Annotated in this window: 17 protein-coding genes and 1 other annotated feature; of the genes, 15 read left to right on the forward strand and 2 right to left on the reverse strand. The window is 37.9% G+C overall.

What is annotated here, in order from left to right:
* Positions 1 to 15 precede the first annotated feature (15 nt).
* The gene (locus QNH20_RS01565; RefSeq protein ID WP_283921198.1) at positions 16 to 1074 is read left to right on the forward strand and encodes an LLM class flavin-dependent oxidoreductase; all 1059 of its coding nucleotides are present in this window, start codon (positions 16 to 18) and stop codon (positions 1072 to 1074) included.
* A gap of 12 nt (positions 1075 to 1086) precedes the next feature.
* The gene (locus QNH20_RS01570) at positions 1087 to 1653 is read left to right on the forward strand and encodes an NADPH-dependent FMN reductase (RefSeq protein WP_283921199.1); all 567 of its coding nucleotides are present in this window, start codon (positions 1087 to 1089) and stop codon (positions 1651 to 1653) included.
* A gap of 56 nt (positions 1654 to 1709) precedes the next feature.
* Here QNH20_RS01570 and QNH20_RS01575 read toward each other — a convergent pair whose 3' ends face one another.
* Together QNH20_RS01575 and QNH20_RS01580 are read right to left on the reverse strand one after the other, a co-directional pair.
* On the reverse strand, positions 1710 to 3452 hold the full coding sequence (locus tag QNH20_RS01575; RefSeq protein ID WP_283921200.1) for a sensor histidine kinase: 1743 nt from the start codon (positions 3450 to 3452) through the stop codon (positions 1710 to 1712).
* Positions 3439 to 4155 carry a response regulator transcription factor gene (locus tag QNH20_RS01580; RefSeq protein ID WP_283921201.1) on the reverse strand — a complete coding sequence of 239 codons (717 nt, stop codon included), beginning with the start codon at positions 4153 to 4155 and terminating at the stop codon, positions 3439 to 3441. The genes QNH20_RS01575 and QNH20_RS01580 overlap by 14 nt, the downstream gene beginning before the upstream one ends.
* Positions 4156 to 4334: 179 nt before the next feature.
* Between QNH20_RS01580 and QNH20_RS01585 the strand changes: the two genes are divergently transcribed.
* The 13 genes from QNH20_RS01585 (at position 4335) to QNH20_RS01645 (ending at position 16407) form a co-directional block, all read left to right on the forward strand.
* The gene (locus QNH20_RS01585; protein ID WP_283921202.1) at positions 4335 to 5024 is read left to right on the forward strand and encodes a hypothetical protein; all 690 of its coding nucleotides are present in this window, start codon (positions 4335 to 4337) and stop codon (positions 5022 to 5024) included.
* Positions 5024 to 5929: an ABC transporter ATP-binding protein gene (locus tag QNH20_RS01590; protein WP_283921203.1), complete on the forward strand. Its 906-nt coding sequence runs from the start codon at positions 5024 to 5026 to the stop codon at positions 5927 to 5929. Before QNH20_RS01585 ends, QNH20_RS01590 begins: the two co-directional genes overlap by 1 nt.
* A gap of 50 nt (positions 5930 to 5979) precedes the next feature.
* On the forward strand, positions 5980 to 6474 hold the full coding sequence (locus tag QNH20_RS01595; RefSeq protein WP_283921204.1) for a PH domain-containing protein: 495 nt from the start codon (positions 5980 to 5982) through the stop codon (positions 6472 to 6474).
* The gene (locus QNH20_RS01600) at positions 6471 to 7958 is read left to right on the forward strand and encodes a PH domain-containing protein (RefSeq protein WP_283921205.1); all 1488 of its coding nucleotides are present in this window, start codon (positions 6471 to 6473) and stop codon (positions 7956 to 7958) included. Before QNH20_RS01595 ends, QNH20_RS01600 begins: the two co-directional genes overlap by 4 nt.
* Before the next feature lie 299 nt (positions 7959 to 8257).
* Positions 8258 to 8683, forward strand: a complete 426-nt coding sequence (locus tag QNH20_RS01605) for a DMT family transporter (RefSeq protein ID WP_283921206.1) — start codon at positions 8258 to 8260, stop codon at positions 8681 to 8683.
* A gap of 52 nt (positions 8684 to 8735) precedes the next feature.
* Positions 8736 to 9431 (forward strand): Crp/Fnr family transcriptional regulator, encoded by a 696-nt coding sequence (locus QNH20_RS01610; protein ID WP_283921207.1) that lies wholly within the window; start codon positions 8736 to 8738, stop codon positions 9429 to 9431.
* A gap of 50 nt (positions 9432 to 9481) precedes the next feature.
* Positions 9482 to 9949 (forward strand): DMT family transporter, encoded by a 468-nt coding sequence (locus QNH20_RS01615; protein ID WP_283921208.1) that lies wholly within the window; start codon positions 9482 to 9484, stop codon positions 9947 to 9949.
* Positions 9950 to 10004: 55 nt separating this feature from the next.
* Positions 10005 to 10739 (forward strand): YjjG family noncanonical pyrimidine nucleotidase, encoded by a 735-nt coding sequence (locus tag QNH20_RS01620; protein ID WP_283921209.1) that lies wholly within the window; start codon positions 10005 to 10007, stop codon positions 10737 to 10739.
* Between the two features lie 50 nt (positions 10740 to 10789).
* Positions 10790 to 11176, forward strand: coding sequence for an FxsA family protein (locus tag QNH20_RS01625; protein WP_283921210.1), 387 nt, complete (start codon positions 10790 to 10792; stop codon positions 11174 to 11176).
* 262 nt (positions 11177 to 11438) lie between these two features.
* Positions 11439 to 11945: a DUF1648 domain-containing protein gene (locus QNH20_RS01630; RefSeq protein ID WP_283921211.1), complete on the forward strand. Its 507-nt coding sequence runs from the start codon at positions 11439 to 11441 to the stop codon at positions 11943 to 11945.
* Positions 11946 to 12015: 70 nt separating this feature from the next.
* Positions 12016 to 12268, forward strand: a binding site (T-box leader).
* A 205-nt stretch (positions 12269 to 12473) separates the two neighbouring features.
* The gene (gene metG, locus QNH20_RS01635) at positions 12474 to 14108 is read left to right on the forward strand and encodes a methionine--tRNA ligase (RefSeq protein ID WP_283921212.1); all 1635 of its coding nucleotides are present in this window, start codon (positions 12474 to 12476) and stop codon (positions 14106 to 14108) included.
* 324 nt (positions 14109 to 14432) lie between these two features.
* Positions 14433 to 15281 carry a MerR family transcriptional regulator gene (locus QNH20_RS01640; RefSeq protein WP_283921213.1) on the forward strand — a complete coding sequence of 283 codons (849 nt, stop codon included), beginning with the start codon at positions 14433 to 14435 and terminating at the stop codon, positions 15279 to 15281.
* A 94-nt stretch (positions 15282 to 15375) separates the two neighbouring features.
* Entirely contained in the window at positions 15376 to 16407 is a 1032-nt protein-coding gene (locus QNH20_RS01645; protein WP_283921214.1) for an NAD(P)H-dependent amine dehydrogenase family protein, read from the forward strand.
* Positions 16408 to 16671: the final 264 nt, after the last annotated feature.

Raw genomic sequence — 16671 nt, forward strand, 5'->3', positions numbered from 1 at the left:
AGGGAGAGAATAAACATGGAACAATACCGTATTGATAAAAATAAAGGCATTGAATTCGGTTTATATTCGATTGGTGATCATATACCAAACCCATTAACAGGCAGCCGGATTAGCGCTGAACAACGAATCCAGGAATTAATTGAGGCAAGTAAGCTGGCAGATGAGGCGGGACTTGATGTTTTTGCCGTTGGTGAAAGTCATCAAACGTATTTTACAACCCAAGCGCATACGGTCATTTTAGGAGCGATTGCCCAAGCGACAAAAAAGATTAAAATTGCCAGCTCGGCAACGGTGTTAAGTACATCAGACCCCGTTCGTGTGTATGAAGATTTTGCGACACTCGATTTAATTTCAAACGGTCGGGCTGAAATTGTTGCTGGGCGCGGGTCACGAGTTGGGGCGTATAGCTTGCTTGGCTATGATGTACATGATTATGGAGAATTATTTGAAGAAAAAATGGAGCTTCTGCTGAATTTAAATGCCGAAGAAAGGGTGACATGGGAAGGTCAATTCCGGGCACCACTGGAAAATGCATCTATTCTTCCACAGCCTAAAAATGGTCATATACCGATTTGGCGTGCTGTAGGCGGTCCGCCAGCGAGTGCCATTAAAGCAGGATATGCCGGTGTACCCATGATGCTGACGACACTAGGCGGACCAGCGATTAATTTTAAAGTAGCTGTAGATGCATATCGTGAGGCATTAGAACGAAGTGGTTTTGACCCAGCAGCAATGCCAATTGCTACAACAAGCTTATTTAACACAGCAGAAAATTCACAGGATGCTCTTCGTGAATATTATCCACATCTGAATACCGGTATGCAGGCTTTACGAGGCGGCGGCTATCCAAAACAGCAATTTGCCCAAGCCATTGACTATCGTGATGCGTTAATGATAGGCAGCCCGCAGCAAATAATTGAAAAAATGCTCTACCAATATGAACTATACGGTCAACAGAGATTCATGGCACAAATTGACTTTGGCGGCGTACCATTCGATAAAATTGTGAAAAACATCGAATTGATTGCTACAGAAATTTTACCTGCAGTAAGAGAATTTACAGCTAAAAATTAGGGGGTATGTAAAATGAAAATAGTCGGCTTATCAGGATCGAAGGTTGGTTCGAAAACGAGAACAGCGATGGACTACACATTAAAATCAGCAAAAGAAAAATATCCGGATGCAGAAATTACCCTAATTGATCTTGCAGAATTTGATGTTCAGTTTAGTGATGGGCGTAACTATTGGGAATATGAGGGCGATACAAAGTATGTGACAGAATCCATCATGGCAGCTGATGCCATCATTATTGGTACCCCCGTGTTCCAAGCATCGATTCCAGGTACATTGAAGAATATATTTGATTTACTGCCAGTAAATGCATTTCGCGATAAAGTGGTAAGTATGCTTGTGACAGCTGGTACACCCAAGCATTACTTAGTGGTAGAACAACAATTAAAACCAATTTTGGCTTATATGAAAGCACAGATCGTTCAGACATATGTATTTATCGAAGAAAAGGATTTTTATCGAAAAGAAATTACAAATGATGATGTATTATTCAGAATCGAGCGTTTGGTCGAAGATACAGTAGTACTAACGGACACCTATACGAGTATTCGTGAAGCGAAAGAAGCAGAATATGATTTTTGAAGCAAGGGGACGGTTCTTATGCTTTATTTTATTGAAGCATAAGAACCGTCCCCTGCTTACATTTCCTCTATTAATAGGGGAAGGATAATTCGAACGGTTGTGCCTTTTTGAGGCGCGCTTTTTACATTGATGGATCCTTCGTGCAGATGTACCAATTGTTTGGTGATGGCCATTCCAAGTCCAGTTCCGCTGCCGGAGTCGCTTGTATTAGTGCCCCGGTAGTAGCGGTGGAAGAGTTTATTGAGTGTTTCATTGTCCATGCCGATGCCATCATCCTCAATGGTAATCATCATAAGATGTTGTTCAATAGATGAAATTGTTACCGTAATCTTCGTACCAGAAGGATTATATTTGACGGCATTCGCTAGCAGGTTATCAATAATCCGTTGAAACCATTTGGGATCAATCGATGCGACAATAGTTCCATTATGTGGCTTGAAGAGAAATTCCTTATCATTATTAGTTGGATCATTGATGAAATGAATAATAGTTAGACGGATGAATTCATTTATGTCTACCTGTTCTTTTGCAATTGGCAGAGCCTGATTTTTTAAGCGATAGGTTAATGTTAAGTCCTCAAGTAAGTTCATCATATATGCTGATTTTTCCGTTATGATTCCCGCGAATTCCCTTGTCTCTGCCTCTGTCCAGGAATAATTTTCGGATTCAAGCATTTGCGCATAACCGGAAATAGAGGAAAGCGGCGTTTTTAAGTCATGTGAAAGACCGCTAATCCATTCTTCTCGGGTTTGCTTCATTTTCCGCCGTTGTACTTCGTTTTGTTTTAGTATCTCTGTTAATTGTGAAAGGGTTTCAATTAGATCCTTATACAAACGATACTTCCTTTTTAGTTTCCCCTTTTTATTTAACATCATTGGGCGTTGATGGAGATCATACGGCTGCTCAAATAAACCACTGCCAAGATTTTGAATCCATTTCATCATCATAATCAGTGGAACCCCGAATTTACGTGCATACCAAAATGTACCCATCAACAATAGCAGAAATAATAATACTGGGATGACGACGAAACCTTTATTCATCGTTTTAGCCAAGCTTACTTCAAGATTTGGGGCTGAATTTGAATCATGTACACCAACAAAGATTGTTTGTTTTGACTTTGCATCAAAGTAAGCGGCAATGGAGTCGTGTTTATTCTTTGATAAGCTGTGAAGCTCCTGAATTGAGTATGTAATGGGTTCCTTATGCGTACCGTATTGGTCTACTACTTTTCCAGATGGATCAATCAATTGTGCCCAGCCATTTTCTTCGTTCATTTGTTGAAAAGTGGCAGCGGTAAGATGAAGTTGATGATTTTTCCAATCGATATTTGCCTTAATTTCGTTTAATAATCTAGTTTCCGTAATCTTTCTTCCGAATAAAATCAAGTATTGCTGAGGATATTTTTCTTTTAACAGCCAATGCGTGTATTCTTCAGGGGCGGAGCTATCTTGCAGCAGTAAAGCAGCCACCTCACTTTGTGTAAACTGGGTCGGGACTTGTTCAGGTGCATGGTAGGATCCGATGACATTGCCTTTTTGAGTTAGGACAAGGAGCCATCCGTTTTGGTTCGCTGCGAGCTGTTTTAATTCATTATCAAATGTTGCTTTATTTTCATGAATCGTAATCCTATTAGAAAAAAAAGAGTCATCTGCCTTAGATAGATCCTGGGTAACCTCATTATTCATAATCGAAAGGCCAATGATTCCCCAAATGAAGATTAATAGAAAGAAAAATAGGATAAAAACAAGGATTAACTGGATAAAAAATTGAACAATAAAACGTTTATGGATGTTCATGGCTGCCACCATCAGGTACAAATTTATAGCCAAGCCCTCTTACGGTAACAATATGACGCGGCTTACTAGGATTGTCCTCGATTTTTTCCCGAAGCTTTCTAATATGGACCATAACAGTATTATCCTCACCTAGAAACTCCTCGCCCCACACTTTCTCATAAAGCTGGTTTTTACTAAATAGCTGATTTGGATGTTTACAGAAGAAAAGAAGGAGCTGATAGACCTGTGCTGGTAATTCTACTTTCCTTCCATTTACGCTCACTTCCCCAGAGAGTGTGTTTACATGGAGGGGTCCAAATTGGTAAAACGTTTTAGAAGTATTTGTGATTTTTCCAGTGTGACGGCGTAAATGGGCTTTAATCCTTGCAACGACTTCAAGGGGATTGAAGGGTTTTGTGATATAATCATCTGCGCCTAATGCAAAGCCTGAAAGTTTATCTAAATCTGTAGACCGAGCTGTCAGAAAGAATATAGGGGCATCGGTCGTTTCCCTAATGAGGGGGCAAATTTCAAAACCGCTGCGATTTGGAAGCATCACATCCAAAAGGATTAAGTCATATCGTTTCACTTGACATAAGGCAAGCGCCTCCTCAGCTGTACCTGCCGTATCAATAAAGTTAAATGCTTCTTTTTTTAAAATCGTTGTTAACATATGTAAAATAGCTTTCTCATCATCGACAATTAATAATTGTGGTTCGTGCATAAAGAAACTCCTATCCTATTTCAATCTATAAATTATCATATCATTCAGCTGTCAAAAATCTAGGAATTAAGGAAAAATTAAGGTGGATTTTCGAGTGGCTTAAGAAAGGAAACCTATAATGATGGTAAATCGTTAAAGGAGATTAATAGTAGAATGAAAGTAGAAAGGGGAATTCAAGTATGTATGTAATCGGTAAAAGGGAATTTATAGGCCTATTCAAAGGGATTAAATCATGTATAGTCATTGCAATTTTATTGCTTACCTCCTATTATTCAGCAAAGTTCGCTGATTTTTTAATGTCGGGGATTAATCTTTCAGCAAAAGAAGCTGAAAATATTCATACGGTTGGTCTTTTGGGATTGTTGTTTCTCCTAGGCCAATTATTTATAGCAGGACTCTCCCATGATACAATTAACCAAGAGACACACGAACGCACGATGCGATTTTTAGTAACAAGAACGTCAAGAACCTCCATTTTACTTGGGAAGTTTTTCGGTATTTGGATGTTTTGGTTTATTTGTTTGACGGTTTCCTTCTTGCTTATCAGTATTTTTGCACAGAAGATCGATTTTTTCATTTTCTCTCAGACTATAAGTTTAGTAACCATTCAAATATCCTTCACTATCCTGCTTTCTGTTCTAATTCCTAAGCCTGGGTTTACGATGTTTTTGGGAATTGTGTTTGGATTGGCATTTCCGATTTTAGGATTTTGGGTTGTGTTTACATCAAATGTCTGGGTAAGCTGGACGAAGTTTTTTACCCCCTTTTATTATTTGGAGCGAGAAGACTTTTCTTTTTTAGTGATTTTTATATTGTCAGGTATCATGCTCTTTTTCGCCAATTTCATTTTTAAAAGGAGGGAATGCTGATGATCGCCATCGAAACAACACAACTGAAGAAATCGTATGGATCAGTGCCAATCGTAAAAGGAATTGATCTTATCGTAGAAAAAGGAGAAATCTTTGGATTCTTAGGTCGTAATGGAGCAGGTAAATCCACTTTTATTAACATGTTGACCGGCATTATTCAACCAAGTTCTGGCACATACTCACTGTTAAGTGTTAAAGGTCCCAATGATCAAGTAAAGAAACGAGTTGGGGTAATGCCGGATTACTCCACTTTATATACTTCTTTAACCGCAATGGAGCATTTAAAATATCTTTCGGCTTTGTCAGGAAAGGCGGCCGGAAAGGAATGGTGTTTGGAGGTTCTAAAGTTAGTGGGGCTGGAATCGGATGCTCGAAAAAAAGTAGCTAAATTCTCATTTGGAATGAAAAAGAAATTAGGGATTGCGCTAGCCATCATCCATGATCCTGAGCTCATTTTCCTTGATGAACCCACTTCCGGTTTAGATGCAGAATCTGCGATTCATATCCATAAGCTAATTCGCGGGCAGCAAAAAAGAGGGAAGACGATATTTATGACATCCCATAATCTGGCTGAAGTAGAGAAGCTGTGTACCCGAATTGCGATTATGAAAGAAGGACAGATTGTCAATAGCGGCACAATGGATGAACTTAGATCCTTCTATCGGTCGACCATCAATGTTAAGATCAAGCATTCGCCTGTACCGAAATCGGAACAAATGAACTTACATCAGTGGCTCGAGTCAGTTGGAACAGATATAGAAATGAAAGATCCCTATTTAACTATCACTGTAAAAGAAGAGAAAAAAATTGCTGAAATAATTCGAGCGTTTCAGCAATGCAGGGCAGATGTCCTTCGTGTTGAAGTGGAAGAACCATCGCTCGAAGACATATTTCTAGATGAATAGATCAATGTCTAACTAAACATTTCGTCATCGAAAGACAGAAGGTGATTTTTATGTATTCTCAAATGAATGAACCTCAAAAACGATTATCTAAGGATGCGGTGAAAGTATGGATTATAAGTGAAACGATTATGAATATAATTGGATTCATTATCCTTGGTATTTTACTCTATCTGGACTATCGTTTTTCATGGAAAGAATGGATTGGCTGGATTATAAAGGGACTGCTCCCAATCGCTGTGTTAGGTGCAGTCTGGTCATGGATTAGTCCGTTTTTACTTTATAAAAATTGGCGTTATGATGTCGATGAAGAGTTTTTGCAATTAAAATCAGGTGTAGTAAATGAAACGCATCAACTTGTCCCAATGACTAAAATACAATCAGTAGCAACCAAACAAGGGCCGCTGCTCAGAAAATATGGGCTTTTCTCTGTTTCCATTGAAACGATGGGCTCCTCGCACACTATACCTGCCCTGCCGAAAGAGATTGCCATTGAGTTAAGGAACCAAATTGCTCATTATGCAAAAATTAAGGAAGTGGAGTCATGACAAAAGTAAAACGGTACCACCCACTTCTCATGCTTTTTGATCTATGGAAGCTGCTAAAGAACATTTTTTTCATTTTTATTTTTTTGTTTGTAATCAAGGCAGGTTCACAATCACTCTTCATTACATATGGCAAGCTGCTTTTTACTATAGTTTGTGGAGTATCGGTTATTTACATTATTTTAGAATGGTTCACCCATAAATATGCGCTCGATGATCGGTGCTTTTATCTTTACAAAGGAATTTTCAGCAAATCGGAGCGGACTATTCCATTTTCAAAAATTCAAAATGTTAATAGTCATACTTCTCTATTTCATCGGATGTTTAATGTGACTTCCATCAGCTTTGAAACAGGAATGTCAGGTGAAGAAGCCGCTGTTAAATACGAAGTAATTTCCAAAAAAGAAGCAGAGCGTATGGAAGAATTTATAGCAAGTGCCTCACGCGAAGATGCTATGAATCTGAATCCTTCGGAAATGGCTGTGGGAAAAGAAGATTCCAACCGAACCATTCATTTTAAGCCAATGAAAAAGGATATCTTAAAAGCCAGCTTCACTTCTTTAAGCTTTCTCCTCTTCATCCCTTTACTGCTTTCTTTTTATTCCAAAGTGGATGATATCTTTCATGTGGTGGAAGAAACAAAGGGGATTTTTTTCTCTATCATCGGTTCTTGGTGGATTGTTACAACCATCGTCATTGTTCTCATTATAGCTTCTGTTGGTTTCGGAATCGCGCGGACATTTTTAAAATATGGAAAGTATGAAATTTCCTCCGACCAAGATCGCATTTACATTACAAAAGGCGTCCTCGATGAAACGGCCTTTTCCATTGCAAAAGAAAAAGTCCAAGCAATTGAAATAAAACAGTCCATTCTGAAAAGATTGCTTGGCTTTGCTGAAGTGAAGCTGACTAGTGCCGGGAGCTTAAGTTTAGGGGAAGAGACACTTGAAATTAATTCACTCTATCCTTTCCTTCCTGTCGGTCGTGCATATGAAATGATATCGGAAATTTTACCGGCTTATGAAGTTACACAAAAGATGAAGCGGCTCCCTAAAAAATCCTTATGGGTCCGCGTGTTTAGCCCAAGTTGGATATGGATGATAGCAACGGCTGCTCTGTTTTATTTTAAGCCAGCTGTTCTAGGAATGGAGCAAGCATGGTGGATGATATCGGCTGCTCTATTAATAGTGATCGTTGCAGCAAGATGGTTAGAGTTCGTACATACTGAATATATTTTGAATAATCGTTTTATTCAACTCAAAACAGGCAGTCTGACCACGTCTTTATTTGTTTCCAAACGAGATAAAGTGATTGAAATAAAAGTAACCCGAAATATTTTTCAAAAGTGGTTTGGCCTTGCCTCATTAGAGACGATTAATCGAGCTAAACCGATACAGCATAATGGGATTAAGGATGTGCCAGTAGAATTTGCTGGATCGTTTTACACGTGGTATATGGGACGCAGAAAAGAAATTGAAATTGAATAAAAATAGTATAACCGAAAAGTGTTAACGAATTAGTCGATTGATTAAATGGAATTGCGAATTTCGAAGTCAGTCCTCTGCTGCATGAAAGCGGCGCGGGACTGACCTTTTTTTTGGCTAATAGGAAAGTATAAATTTTTCAAATTTATACTTTCCTAACACATTAGTGCAACTACGCCTCTGTCTTCACCCTTAGGGGCTCGCCAATCGGCGAGTTTTCTTTAGGTTAAGGACATATGTCCTTCCTTAAATTATGTTTATATCTTTTAATAAAAGAGAGATCTAAACTAGGAGGAGAACCTGTGAAAGGGAGTTTATTTGCATTTTTAGGCGGGGCATTTATTACCCTGCAAGGTGTAGTGATTACCAGGATTAGCCAAGATATTGGTACTTGGCAGGCAGCGGTGATTACCCATTTAACCGGATTCTTATTGGCTTTAATTATTTTAATGTTTTTCCGAGACGGAAAATGGCAAAGGATTAAGCAAGTGAAACCGTTATATTTGACTGGCGGGGCCTTAGGGGCGGTTATTATTTTTAGTAATGTTACCGCTATACAGCATACAGGTGTTACGCTTACCGTATCTGCTATGTTAATAGCCCAGTTGTGTCTGACATTTATTATAGATAGTACTGGATGGTTTGGCGTTGTGAAACAGAAGATGAGACTGCCGCAGTTCATCGGGATCGGTATGATGATTGCCGGAGTGGTAATCCTAAAATTCTAAGTGTACGAATATTCTAGATTGAGACAGTGCCAGGCTGGAGGAGAAATTGGTCATGAAAAAAATGAAAGATCAGGAGCAAATAGATCAATATTTACAGGCCTATCAAATTAAATCGATATTCAATGAACAATTACTGCCGTATTTAGAGCTCTATAGCTTTGAGCAAGGGGAACTAATTTGTTCCCAAGGTGACCCTGCACAGTATCTATATGTACTCGTTAAAGGAAAAATTAAAATCTATACCACCTCTCCAGAAGGCAACACACTTATCCTCTCATTTAAAACACCTCTTGAAGTGATTGGGGATGTTGAATATGTACGGGGTATTGATTTTATCAATACGGTTGAGGCCGTATCGACTGTCGTGACGATCGGTATACACTATCGGTGGTTAAAAAATTACGGTAAGGATTATTCGCCGCTGCTGCAATTTATGTTAGACATCATTACAAATAAGTTTACCATTAAATCTACTTCTTTGAGCTTCAATTTGATGTATCCTGTAGAAGTGCGATTGGCTAGTTATCTTTTGTCTGTCTCCTTTGATGAATCCGATTCATTATGTAATGATCAACTAAGCATCAGTATAAAAGATGCAGCTAATTTAATTGGAACCAGTTATCGGCATCTAAATCGCATCATTGCGCAGTTCTGTAAAGAGGATCTAGTTGAACGGAACAATGGTTTTATCCTCGTTAAGGACAGGGAAGGATTAAGTGCAATTGCAGGTCATAATATCTACGAATAAACTCATTGATTGGATTATGCCAGTCTGCACTAGATAAAGGGGAGTAAAATATGATTCTAGGAATAGTATTTGCGATTATCGCTGGTTCGCTTGTAAGTATGCAAAATATTTTTAACAGTAAGGTTAATGAACATGGAGGGACTTGGACAACAACTTCATTAGTATTAGGCTTGGGTTTTCTATCTTCACTGATTATAGGATTAATTTTTGAAGGAAAATATTTATTTAACCTGGAAAACATGGAGCCTTGGTACTGGTTCGCCGGTATAATCGGAGTAGGCGTAGTAACCTGTGTGGTGCAGGGGATAAGGCATCTGGGTCCAACCTATGCCATTTCCATTATATTGACATCACAACTAGGGGTAGCACTATTGTTGGATTCGCTTGGCTGGCTGGGACTTGATAAAGTTCCTTTTACTTCTAAGCAATTGATCGGTGTACTGGTTATAGTATGCGGTATCATTGTATTTAAAATAGGCGGTAAAAGTGAGAACCAGGAGCTGGCTAAGACGAATTAAAATAGTTATCACGGTTTCATACCGTAAAACAAAAGCAGGGTATGGGGAGCGTATCATGAAAAAATATCGGACTTTATTATTTGATGTAGATGATACATTATTAGATTTTACTGCAGCAGAAAAGGAAGCGCTGCGCATGCTTTTTGAGGAGAAAGGTATGCCCTTAACCACTGAAATGGAATCCCATTATAAAAAGATCAATCATGGCCTCTGGAAGTCTTTTGAAGAAGGAAAAATTGATCGTGATGAGGTAATCAATACGCGTTTTTCACTTTTATTTAAGGAATACGGTCAAGTAGTAGATGGGGCATTATTGGAAAAAAGCTATCGAAGTTATTTAGAAAATGGACACCAGCTTGTGAATGGAGCCTTTGAATTAATAAATGACCTGCAAAATCAATATGACTTATATATTGTGACAAATGGGGTTTCCAAGACACAAGATAAGCGTTTGCGTGCTTCAGGATTACATCCAATCTTTAAAGGTATTTTTGTTTCCGAGGATACAGGCTATCAAAAGCCAATGAAGGAGTATTTTGATTATGTCTTTGCGCGAATTCCTAACTTTTCTGCGGAGCAAACACTAATTATTGGAGATTCCTTAAGCTCGGATATTAAAGGCGGACATCAGGCGGGACTAGACACCTGTTGGTTCAACCCAGATAAAAAAACAAATGACATGGAAATTATTCCAACGTATCAAATCCACAAGCTTAATGAACTGTATCGAATAATTGAAAACCCCAGAGAGCAGGGATTTTTAACTAATAATCAAGGAATTTTCAATTAAACAATCATACCTGTATAATGAAATCAAACTGATTAGAAGGAGATCTCTCTATGCGGTATTTAATTATCTTGTTTATTGCTATTCCTGCAGCAGAAATAGGTTTACTCCTCTTTTCTGGAAAAACAATTGGAGTTTGGCCAACAATACTCCTCATTATTTTGACTGGCGTAATTGGAGCGTATTTAGCGAAAAGAGAAGGCTTGCAAACGATTCGGAAGGCTCAGGAGCAGCTAAGAAGTGGTCAAATTCCAGGTGAGGCTGTATTAGATGGCATATGTATATTGATTGGCGGAATCCTTTTGCTATTACCGGGTTTTATTACCGACATTAGCGGCTTTTTATTGCTTTTCCCCCCAACAAGACGACTATTTAAATTCCTAATGATTAATTCTATTCGAAAAAAGATTAAAAGAGGCAATATAAAAATAATAAAATGAAAAACGTCAATCTTCTTAGAAGTTGGCGTTTTTTTTATTAACAATCTGTACGGTGTTACACCATCTAAAGCTCTTCTGGGATATTGAAACGTTCTACGTCTATATGAAAGAAACACAGTATGTTTTAGAAAGGTTGGATTAACGGGAGATTCACCTATTACTGTAAAAAATAATATATAATGGAATTATATTGATAATTAAGTTGTTTTATAACGATAGAAACATTTAGTTCTAGAAAACCGTTTAAGGAAGGAAAATGAATATGTCAACTTATTGGGGTAGGCCTAAATTAAAAATTCCAAAGTCAAAGAGTGAATGGATTTGGGATTTTATCGGATATTTATGTTTTTTTGGATCGATCATTGTTTTACTTTATGTTTGGAGAACACTTCCGGAAGAAGTACCTGCCCATTACAATGCTGCAGGTGAGGTGGACCGTTGGGGAACAAAAGCGGAATTATTTATATTACCTGTTGTGGGGGTATTCCTTGCTCTTATAATGACCGTTTTAGAAAAATTCCCTGAAGCACATAATTATCCTAAACGATTTAATGAATCAAACGCTGAACAGTTTTATTTAAATAGTCGAAAACTTGTTAATCAAATTAAAAATATCTGTCTCATACTCTTTTCACTCATATTATTTGAATCTATTTCCATTGCTTTAGGCTGGGGTGTCAGGTTTGGAATATGGTTTTTACCGATCACGATTATTGGCACTGTTATTCCAATAGTTTTTGGAATAGTTAAGATGAAAAGGATTAAATAATCGAAGCATAAAAACCGTCCCTTTGCTTCCCTCTTTCAAATACTATATAATTATTCATATAATTGTGAAATTAAAGGCTTTGAGAAGGAAGATTAAATTGGGCAGTGTTTGATAGAGAGCTTCTGATGGTGGAAATGAAGTAAATGAGCCCTTTTGAAAATGACCTTTGAGCTTCGTACCGAACGCTTATGGCAAGTAGGCTCCGACGGGAATGGCACTCGTTATTACAGCAGCAGTATCTCTTAAAAAGACGTACTGATAGAGGCAAATAGTGTGAGCTATTTGTAAATGTAGGTGGTAACACGGGTATACTCGTCCTAATCGTAATGATTAGGGCGTTTTTTTTATTCCAGAATTTATATCATTGGACTTCGAGAAATGTCCAGCTCCAGGCGCCATCGGCTCGAGGTCACAAGCCAATCCGTCCAAAAGGTTAAAGAGCAACCTTTCGGCCGGCCCGTCTTGTGCTTGTCGCCGATAGGCGGGCGCCTTACGCTTTTCTTATTTTATTTTTGGGAGGAATTCAAAATGACAATCGTAATTGGAGGGGCATGGCCATATGCTAATGGATCGTTACATCTAGGGCATATTGCGGCATTATTGCCAGGGGACATTTTAGCAAGGTATTACAGGCAAAAGGGAGAAAAGGTCCTTTACGTTTCAGGAAGTGATTGTAATGGAACACCTATCTCGATTCGGGCTAATCAAGAACATACAACAACAGAGACAATCGCCAACCGTTACCATGAGGAGTTTACTGAGTGTTTTAGAAAATTGGGTTTCACCTACGATCTTTATACACGAACGGATGCGGAACATCATCATGAATCCGTTCAAAACATCTTTTTAAAACTATTGGAAAATAGTTATTTATATCCGAAAAAGATTGAGCAAGCGTTTTGTGATCACGACAAGCAGTTTCTACCGGATCGTTTTGTAGAGGGGATTTGTCCTAATTGTGGGGCAAAGGCGAGAGGAGATCAATGTGATAATTGTTCAAAAATTCTCGACCCGCTTGATTTACTTGAAAAAAGATGTAAAATTTGCGGAAATGAGCCAATTATTAAGGAAACGGAGCATTTTTATTTTGCCTTTAGTCAATTTCAACAGGAGTTAGAGGACTCCGTCAACGAAGCGGATGTAGATCATCGCTGGCGGGAAAATGCTGTGGCGTTAACGAAAAGATATTTGCAAGAAGGCGTTCCAGATAGAGCCGTTACACGAGACTTGCCTAATGGTGTGGATGTCCCTGTTGCGGGGTTTGAAGGGAAGAAAATTTATGTTTGGATCGAAGCCGTTTCGGGATATTTGACGGCCAGTATAGAATGGGCTAAACAAAATGGTGAAAGTATTGAACAGTTATGGAACGAAGATACAGTTTCTTATTATGTACACGGGAAGGATAATATCCCATTCCATACGGTTATTTGGCCCGCTATCCTAATGGGGATTAAGAGCAAAGCTTTACCGACACATATTATTTCGAATGAATATTTGACACTGGAGAAAAGAAAGTTATCAACGAGCCAAAATTGGGCGGTCTGGGTCCCATACATGGTAAGCAAATATGATCCAGATTCTATTCGCTACTTCTTAACAATCAATGCTCCAGAAAATCGCGATACCGATTTCTCATGGCGTGAATTTATTTATAGCCACAATGGTGAGCTGCTTGGGGCATATGGAAATTTCGTTAATCGCACGTTAAAGTTTATTGAAAAATCGTTTGGTGGCAGAATACCGCAAGTTGAAGTAGAAACTCAGATTAAGAAAAATACGGTCGAACTATTCACCACAACAGGAGAATTAATTGAAAAAGGGCATTTTAAACAAGCTTTAGAGGAAATTTTCCAATATATTCGTGGTGCAAACCGTTATTTTGATGAACAGCAGCCTTGGATTCAAGTAAAGGAAAACCCACTTAAAGGCGATGTTACGTTGGCAACCTGTACGTATATCATTTCTAATTTAGCGCAAATACTTCAGCCGTTTTTGCCTTTTTCCTCAGAGAAAATTCGAAAAATGTTAGGTGTCTCAACGGTTGAATGGCATGAACAATCACAACTCCCAGGTAAAATTGAATCCGTTTTACCATTGTTTGATCGCTTGGATGTTCGTTTGATTGAAGAAGAATATAATAATTTAGTTGATTCATCTAAATGAGAATTAATATCCACACCGGCTGAACTTTCCCATAAAAACTAATCAAACGTTTGATTAAACTGCTGGAGGCGTTGGTATATCTGTATTTCAAAACTAAACAAACGATTGATTAAAATTACAGGGACTAAATGAAGAAGTATTGTCGTGATATGAGCACCTACATTATTACTTGTAGGTGCTTTATAGTGTTTAAAAAAGGAAATATCATTCGACTAAGACAATATTAGGGATTAAAATAAAGCTGTACATGTTTAGTACATTATGAATTTACTTACTAGAGTCTTTATATTTGTTTTGATAAAACAATAAAAAGAGGTCCTAAATATGCTAGAAAAGATTTCAATTGGGAAAATGGCAAAACTGAATAATGTTTCGGTTCAAACCTTACATCATTATGATAAAATTGGGCTTCTATCACCAAGCTACACTGATCCAATAACAAACTATCGATATTACAGTATTAAGCAGTGCGCAAGTCTTGATTTTATAAAGTATCTAAAGTATATGGGTTTTACACTGCAAGAAATGTTGGAGTTTTTTACTAAAGGGGATGCTAAGTCTATTTCTAAGCTACTAGATGAACAAATTAATTTGATCGATCAAAAGATGAATGATCTGACGCAAATGAAAAGAACACTAGAGGTAGCATCTAAAAACTATAAAACATATATGCAAATTCAAAATATGGGCATAATTGAGCGAAATGTTCTTCCTGAAAGAAAAATATATTGCTATGACGGTAAAAAAAATATTTATGAAGACCATCTAGAAACCTATGAATATATTTTAAGAGAGTTAAGGAATCAGGCACTAATTCATCAGTTTCCAACTTCGTATTTTTGCAATGTTGGCTCCATTACACGTATGGAAACGATTAAGCAAAGGAAGCTTACATCTACAGAAATTTTTATGCTTGTTGATGCTCATTTTTCCGAAATACAAGGGATTGAGATTATTCCCGCTCAAGAATACGTAACGATTTATTGCGATAAATTTTCGAATGAGAAGGATTATGCATTTAAATTAATCGATTATATAGAGGAGAACCAACTAGAAATTGCAGGAGATTATATTTGTGAGGTTATTATTGAACTTCCTGAGTGGACACATGCTGAACGCAATATGATTATGAAGTTGCAAATTCCCGTAAAAATAATCGCTAACAACACTTGACCCTATTGTTACAATAGGGTTTACGATATAACTATAGAATTCTATAAATGCATATTGACATGTGAAATACCGAGCAAACAATGGAGGGATTAAGATGCTAGAAAAAGTTCGTGTTATTCAATATGGTTGTGGAAAAATGGGTATGGTTAGCTTGCGTTATCTGTATGAAAAGGGTGCAGAAATTGTTGGAGCTATTGATGCAAATCCGGCTCTTATTGGTAAGGATATTGGTGAGGTAGCTGGATTAGGTGTTAAGCTAAATATCCCTGTTAGAAGTGATGCTGAGCGAGTATTCAAAGAAACGGATGCAGATGTATGTATCATTATGACAAAAAGTTTAATGACAGATACGCTAGATGCTTTTGAATTAGCTGCTCGTCATGGAGTAAATGCCATTACTACTTGCGAAGAAGCTTTTTATCCATGGACAACTTCTCCTGAAATTACGAATCGTTTAGACCGATTGGCCAAAGAGCATAATTGTACGTTAACAGGATCTGGCTATCAGGATGTTTTCTGGGGCAACTTAATCACAACTTTAGCTGGTGCTACTCATAATATTGTTCGCATCGAGGGTAAATCTAGCTATAATGTCGAACATTACGGAATTGCTCTCGCCGAGGTGCATGGAGCAGGCTTATCATTAGCAGAGTTTGACGAAGAAATTGCTAGCAATAATGATCTCCCATCCTTTATGAGAAATTCAAATGAATGGTTATGCTCACAATTTGGCTGGACCATTAAATCTCAGGATCAGAAATTGGTGCCAATGACACATGATACAGATTTATATTCAGAAACATTAGGGAAAACAATTCCTGCTGGTCATGCGACAGGAATGTCAGCTGTGGTAACGACTGTAACTCATCAAGGGCCGGTAATTGTAAGTGAATGTATCGGTAAGGTGTATGCTGAAGGTGAGAAGGATTGTAATGATTGGGTGATTCAAGGCGAGCCGGAAACATTAGTGAAAATCTCTAATCCGGCAACGGTAGAATTAACATGTGCAACAATTGTTAACCGGATCCCTGATTTAATTCAAGCTGCTCCAGGCTTCTACACAACTGAAAAAATGCCGACAGCAAGCTATCGCACATATCCACTTCATTTTTATTTAAATAAATAAGAATTATAGGGGCTGTCCCCATTGCCATCAAGCTAAGAAAACAAGTCACCCCCAAAACGATAAAATATGCTTCTTTATAAAAAGAAAGCCTAAAAATTTCGTTCTGGGGGTGCAATAAAAATTTAACTTGATGGGCATGGGATGTTTCCCTTTATTCGAGAATTTAGGGAGAAAAAAACCTTATTCCTCCTTTTCGGGGGATGTGCAAAAATACCCTAAAAGGTTATATATATCTAGTCAACATAAGCGATGTTATCAGCATTA

The sequence above is a fragment of the Neobacillus sp. WH10 genome (genome assembly GCF_030123405.1).
Taxonomy (GTDB): domain Bacteria; phylum Bacillota; class Bacilli; order Bacillales; family Cytobacillaceae; genus Neobacillus.

Bases quoted from the DNA above. Each gene is read 5' to 3' on its own strand.
- QNH20_RS01575 (WP_283921200.1), bottom strand. From the start codon at position 3,452: ATGAACATCCATAAACGTTTTATTGTTCAATTTTTTATCCAGTTAATC.
- metG (WP_283921212.1), top strand. From the start codon at position 12,474: ATGACAATCGTAATTGGAGGGGCATGGCCATATGCTAATGGATCGTTA.
- QNH20_RS01585 (WP_283921202.1), top strand. From the start codon at position 4,335: ATGTATGTAATCGGTAAAAGGGAATTTATAGGCCTATTCAAAGGGATT.
- QNH20_RS01595 (WP_283921204.1), top strand. From the start codon at position 5,980: ATGTATTCTCAAATGAATGAACCTCAAAAACGATTATCTAAGGATGCG.
- QNH20_RS01580 (WP_283921201.1), bottom strand. From the start codon at position 4,155: ATGCACGAACCACAATTATTAATTGTCGATGATGAGAAAGCTATTTTA.
- QNH20_RS01625 (WP_283921210.1), top strand. From the start codon at position 10,790: ATGCGGTATTTAATTATCTTGTTTATTGCTATTCCTGCAGCAGAAATA.
- QNH20_RS01610 (WP_283921207.1), top strand. From the start codon at position 8,736: ATGAAAAAAATGAAAGATCAGGAGCAAATAGATCAATATTTACAGGCC.
- QNH20_RS01645 (WP_283921214.1), top strand. From the start codon at position 15,376: ATGCTAGAAAAAGTTCGTGTTATTCAATATGGTTGTGGAAAAATGGGT.
- QNH20_RS01600 (WP_283921205.1), top strand. From the start codon at position 6,471: ATGACAAAAGTAAAACGGTACCACCCACTTCTCATGCTTTTTGATCTA.
- QNH20_RS01615 (WP_283921208.1), top strand. From the start codon at position 9,482: ATGATTCTAGGAATAGTATTTGCGATTATCGCTGGTTCGCTTGTAAGT.
- QNH20_RS01630 (WP_283921211.1), top strand. From the start codon at position 11,439: ATGTCAACTTATTGGGGTAGGCCTAAATTAAAAATTCCAAAGTCAAAG.
- QNH20_RS01565 (WP_283921198.1), top strand. From the start codon at position 16: ATGGAACAATACCGTATTGATAAAAATAAAGGCATTGAATTCGGTTTA.
- QNH20_RS01620 (WP_283921209.1), top strand. From the start codon at position 10,005: ATGAAAAAATATCGGACTTTATTATTTGATGTAGATGATACATTATTA.
- QNH20_RS01570 (WP_283921199.1), top strand. From the start codon at position 1,087: ATGAAAATAGTCGGCTTATCAGGATCGAAGGTTGGTTCGAAAACGAGA.
- QNH20_RS01590 (WP_283921203.1), top strand. From the start codon at position 5,024: ATGATCGCCATCGAAACAACACAACTGAAGAAATCGTATGGATCAGTG.
- QNH20_RS01640 (WP_283921213.1), top strand. From the start codon at position 14,433: ATGCTAGAAAAGATTTCAATTGGGAAAATGGCAAAACTGAATAATGTT.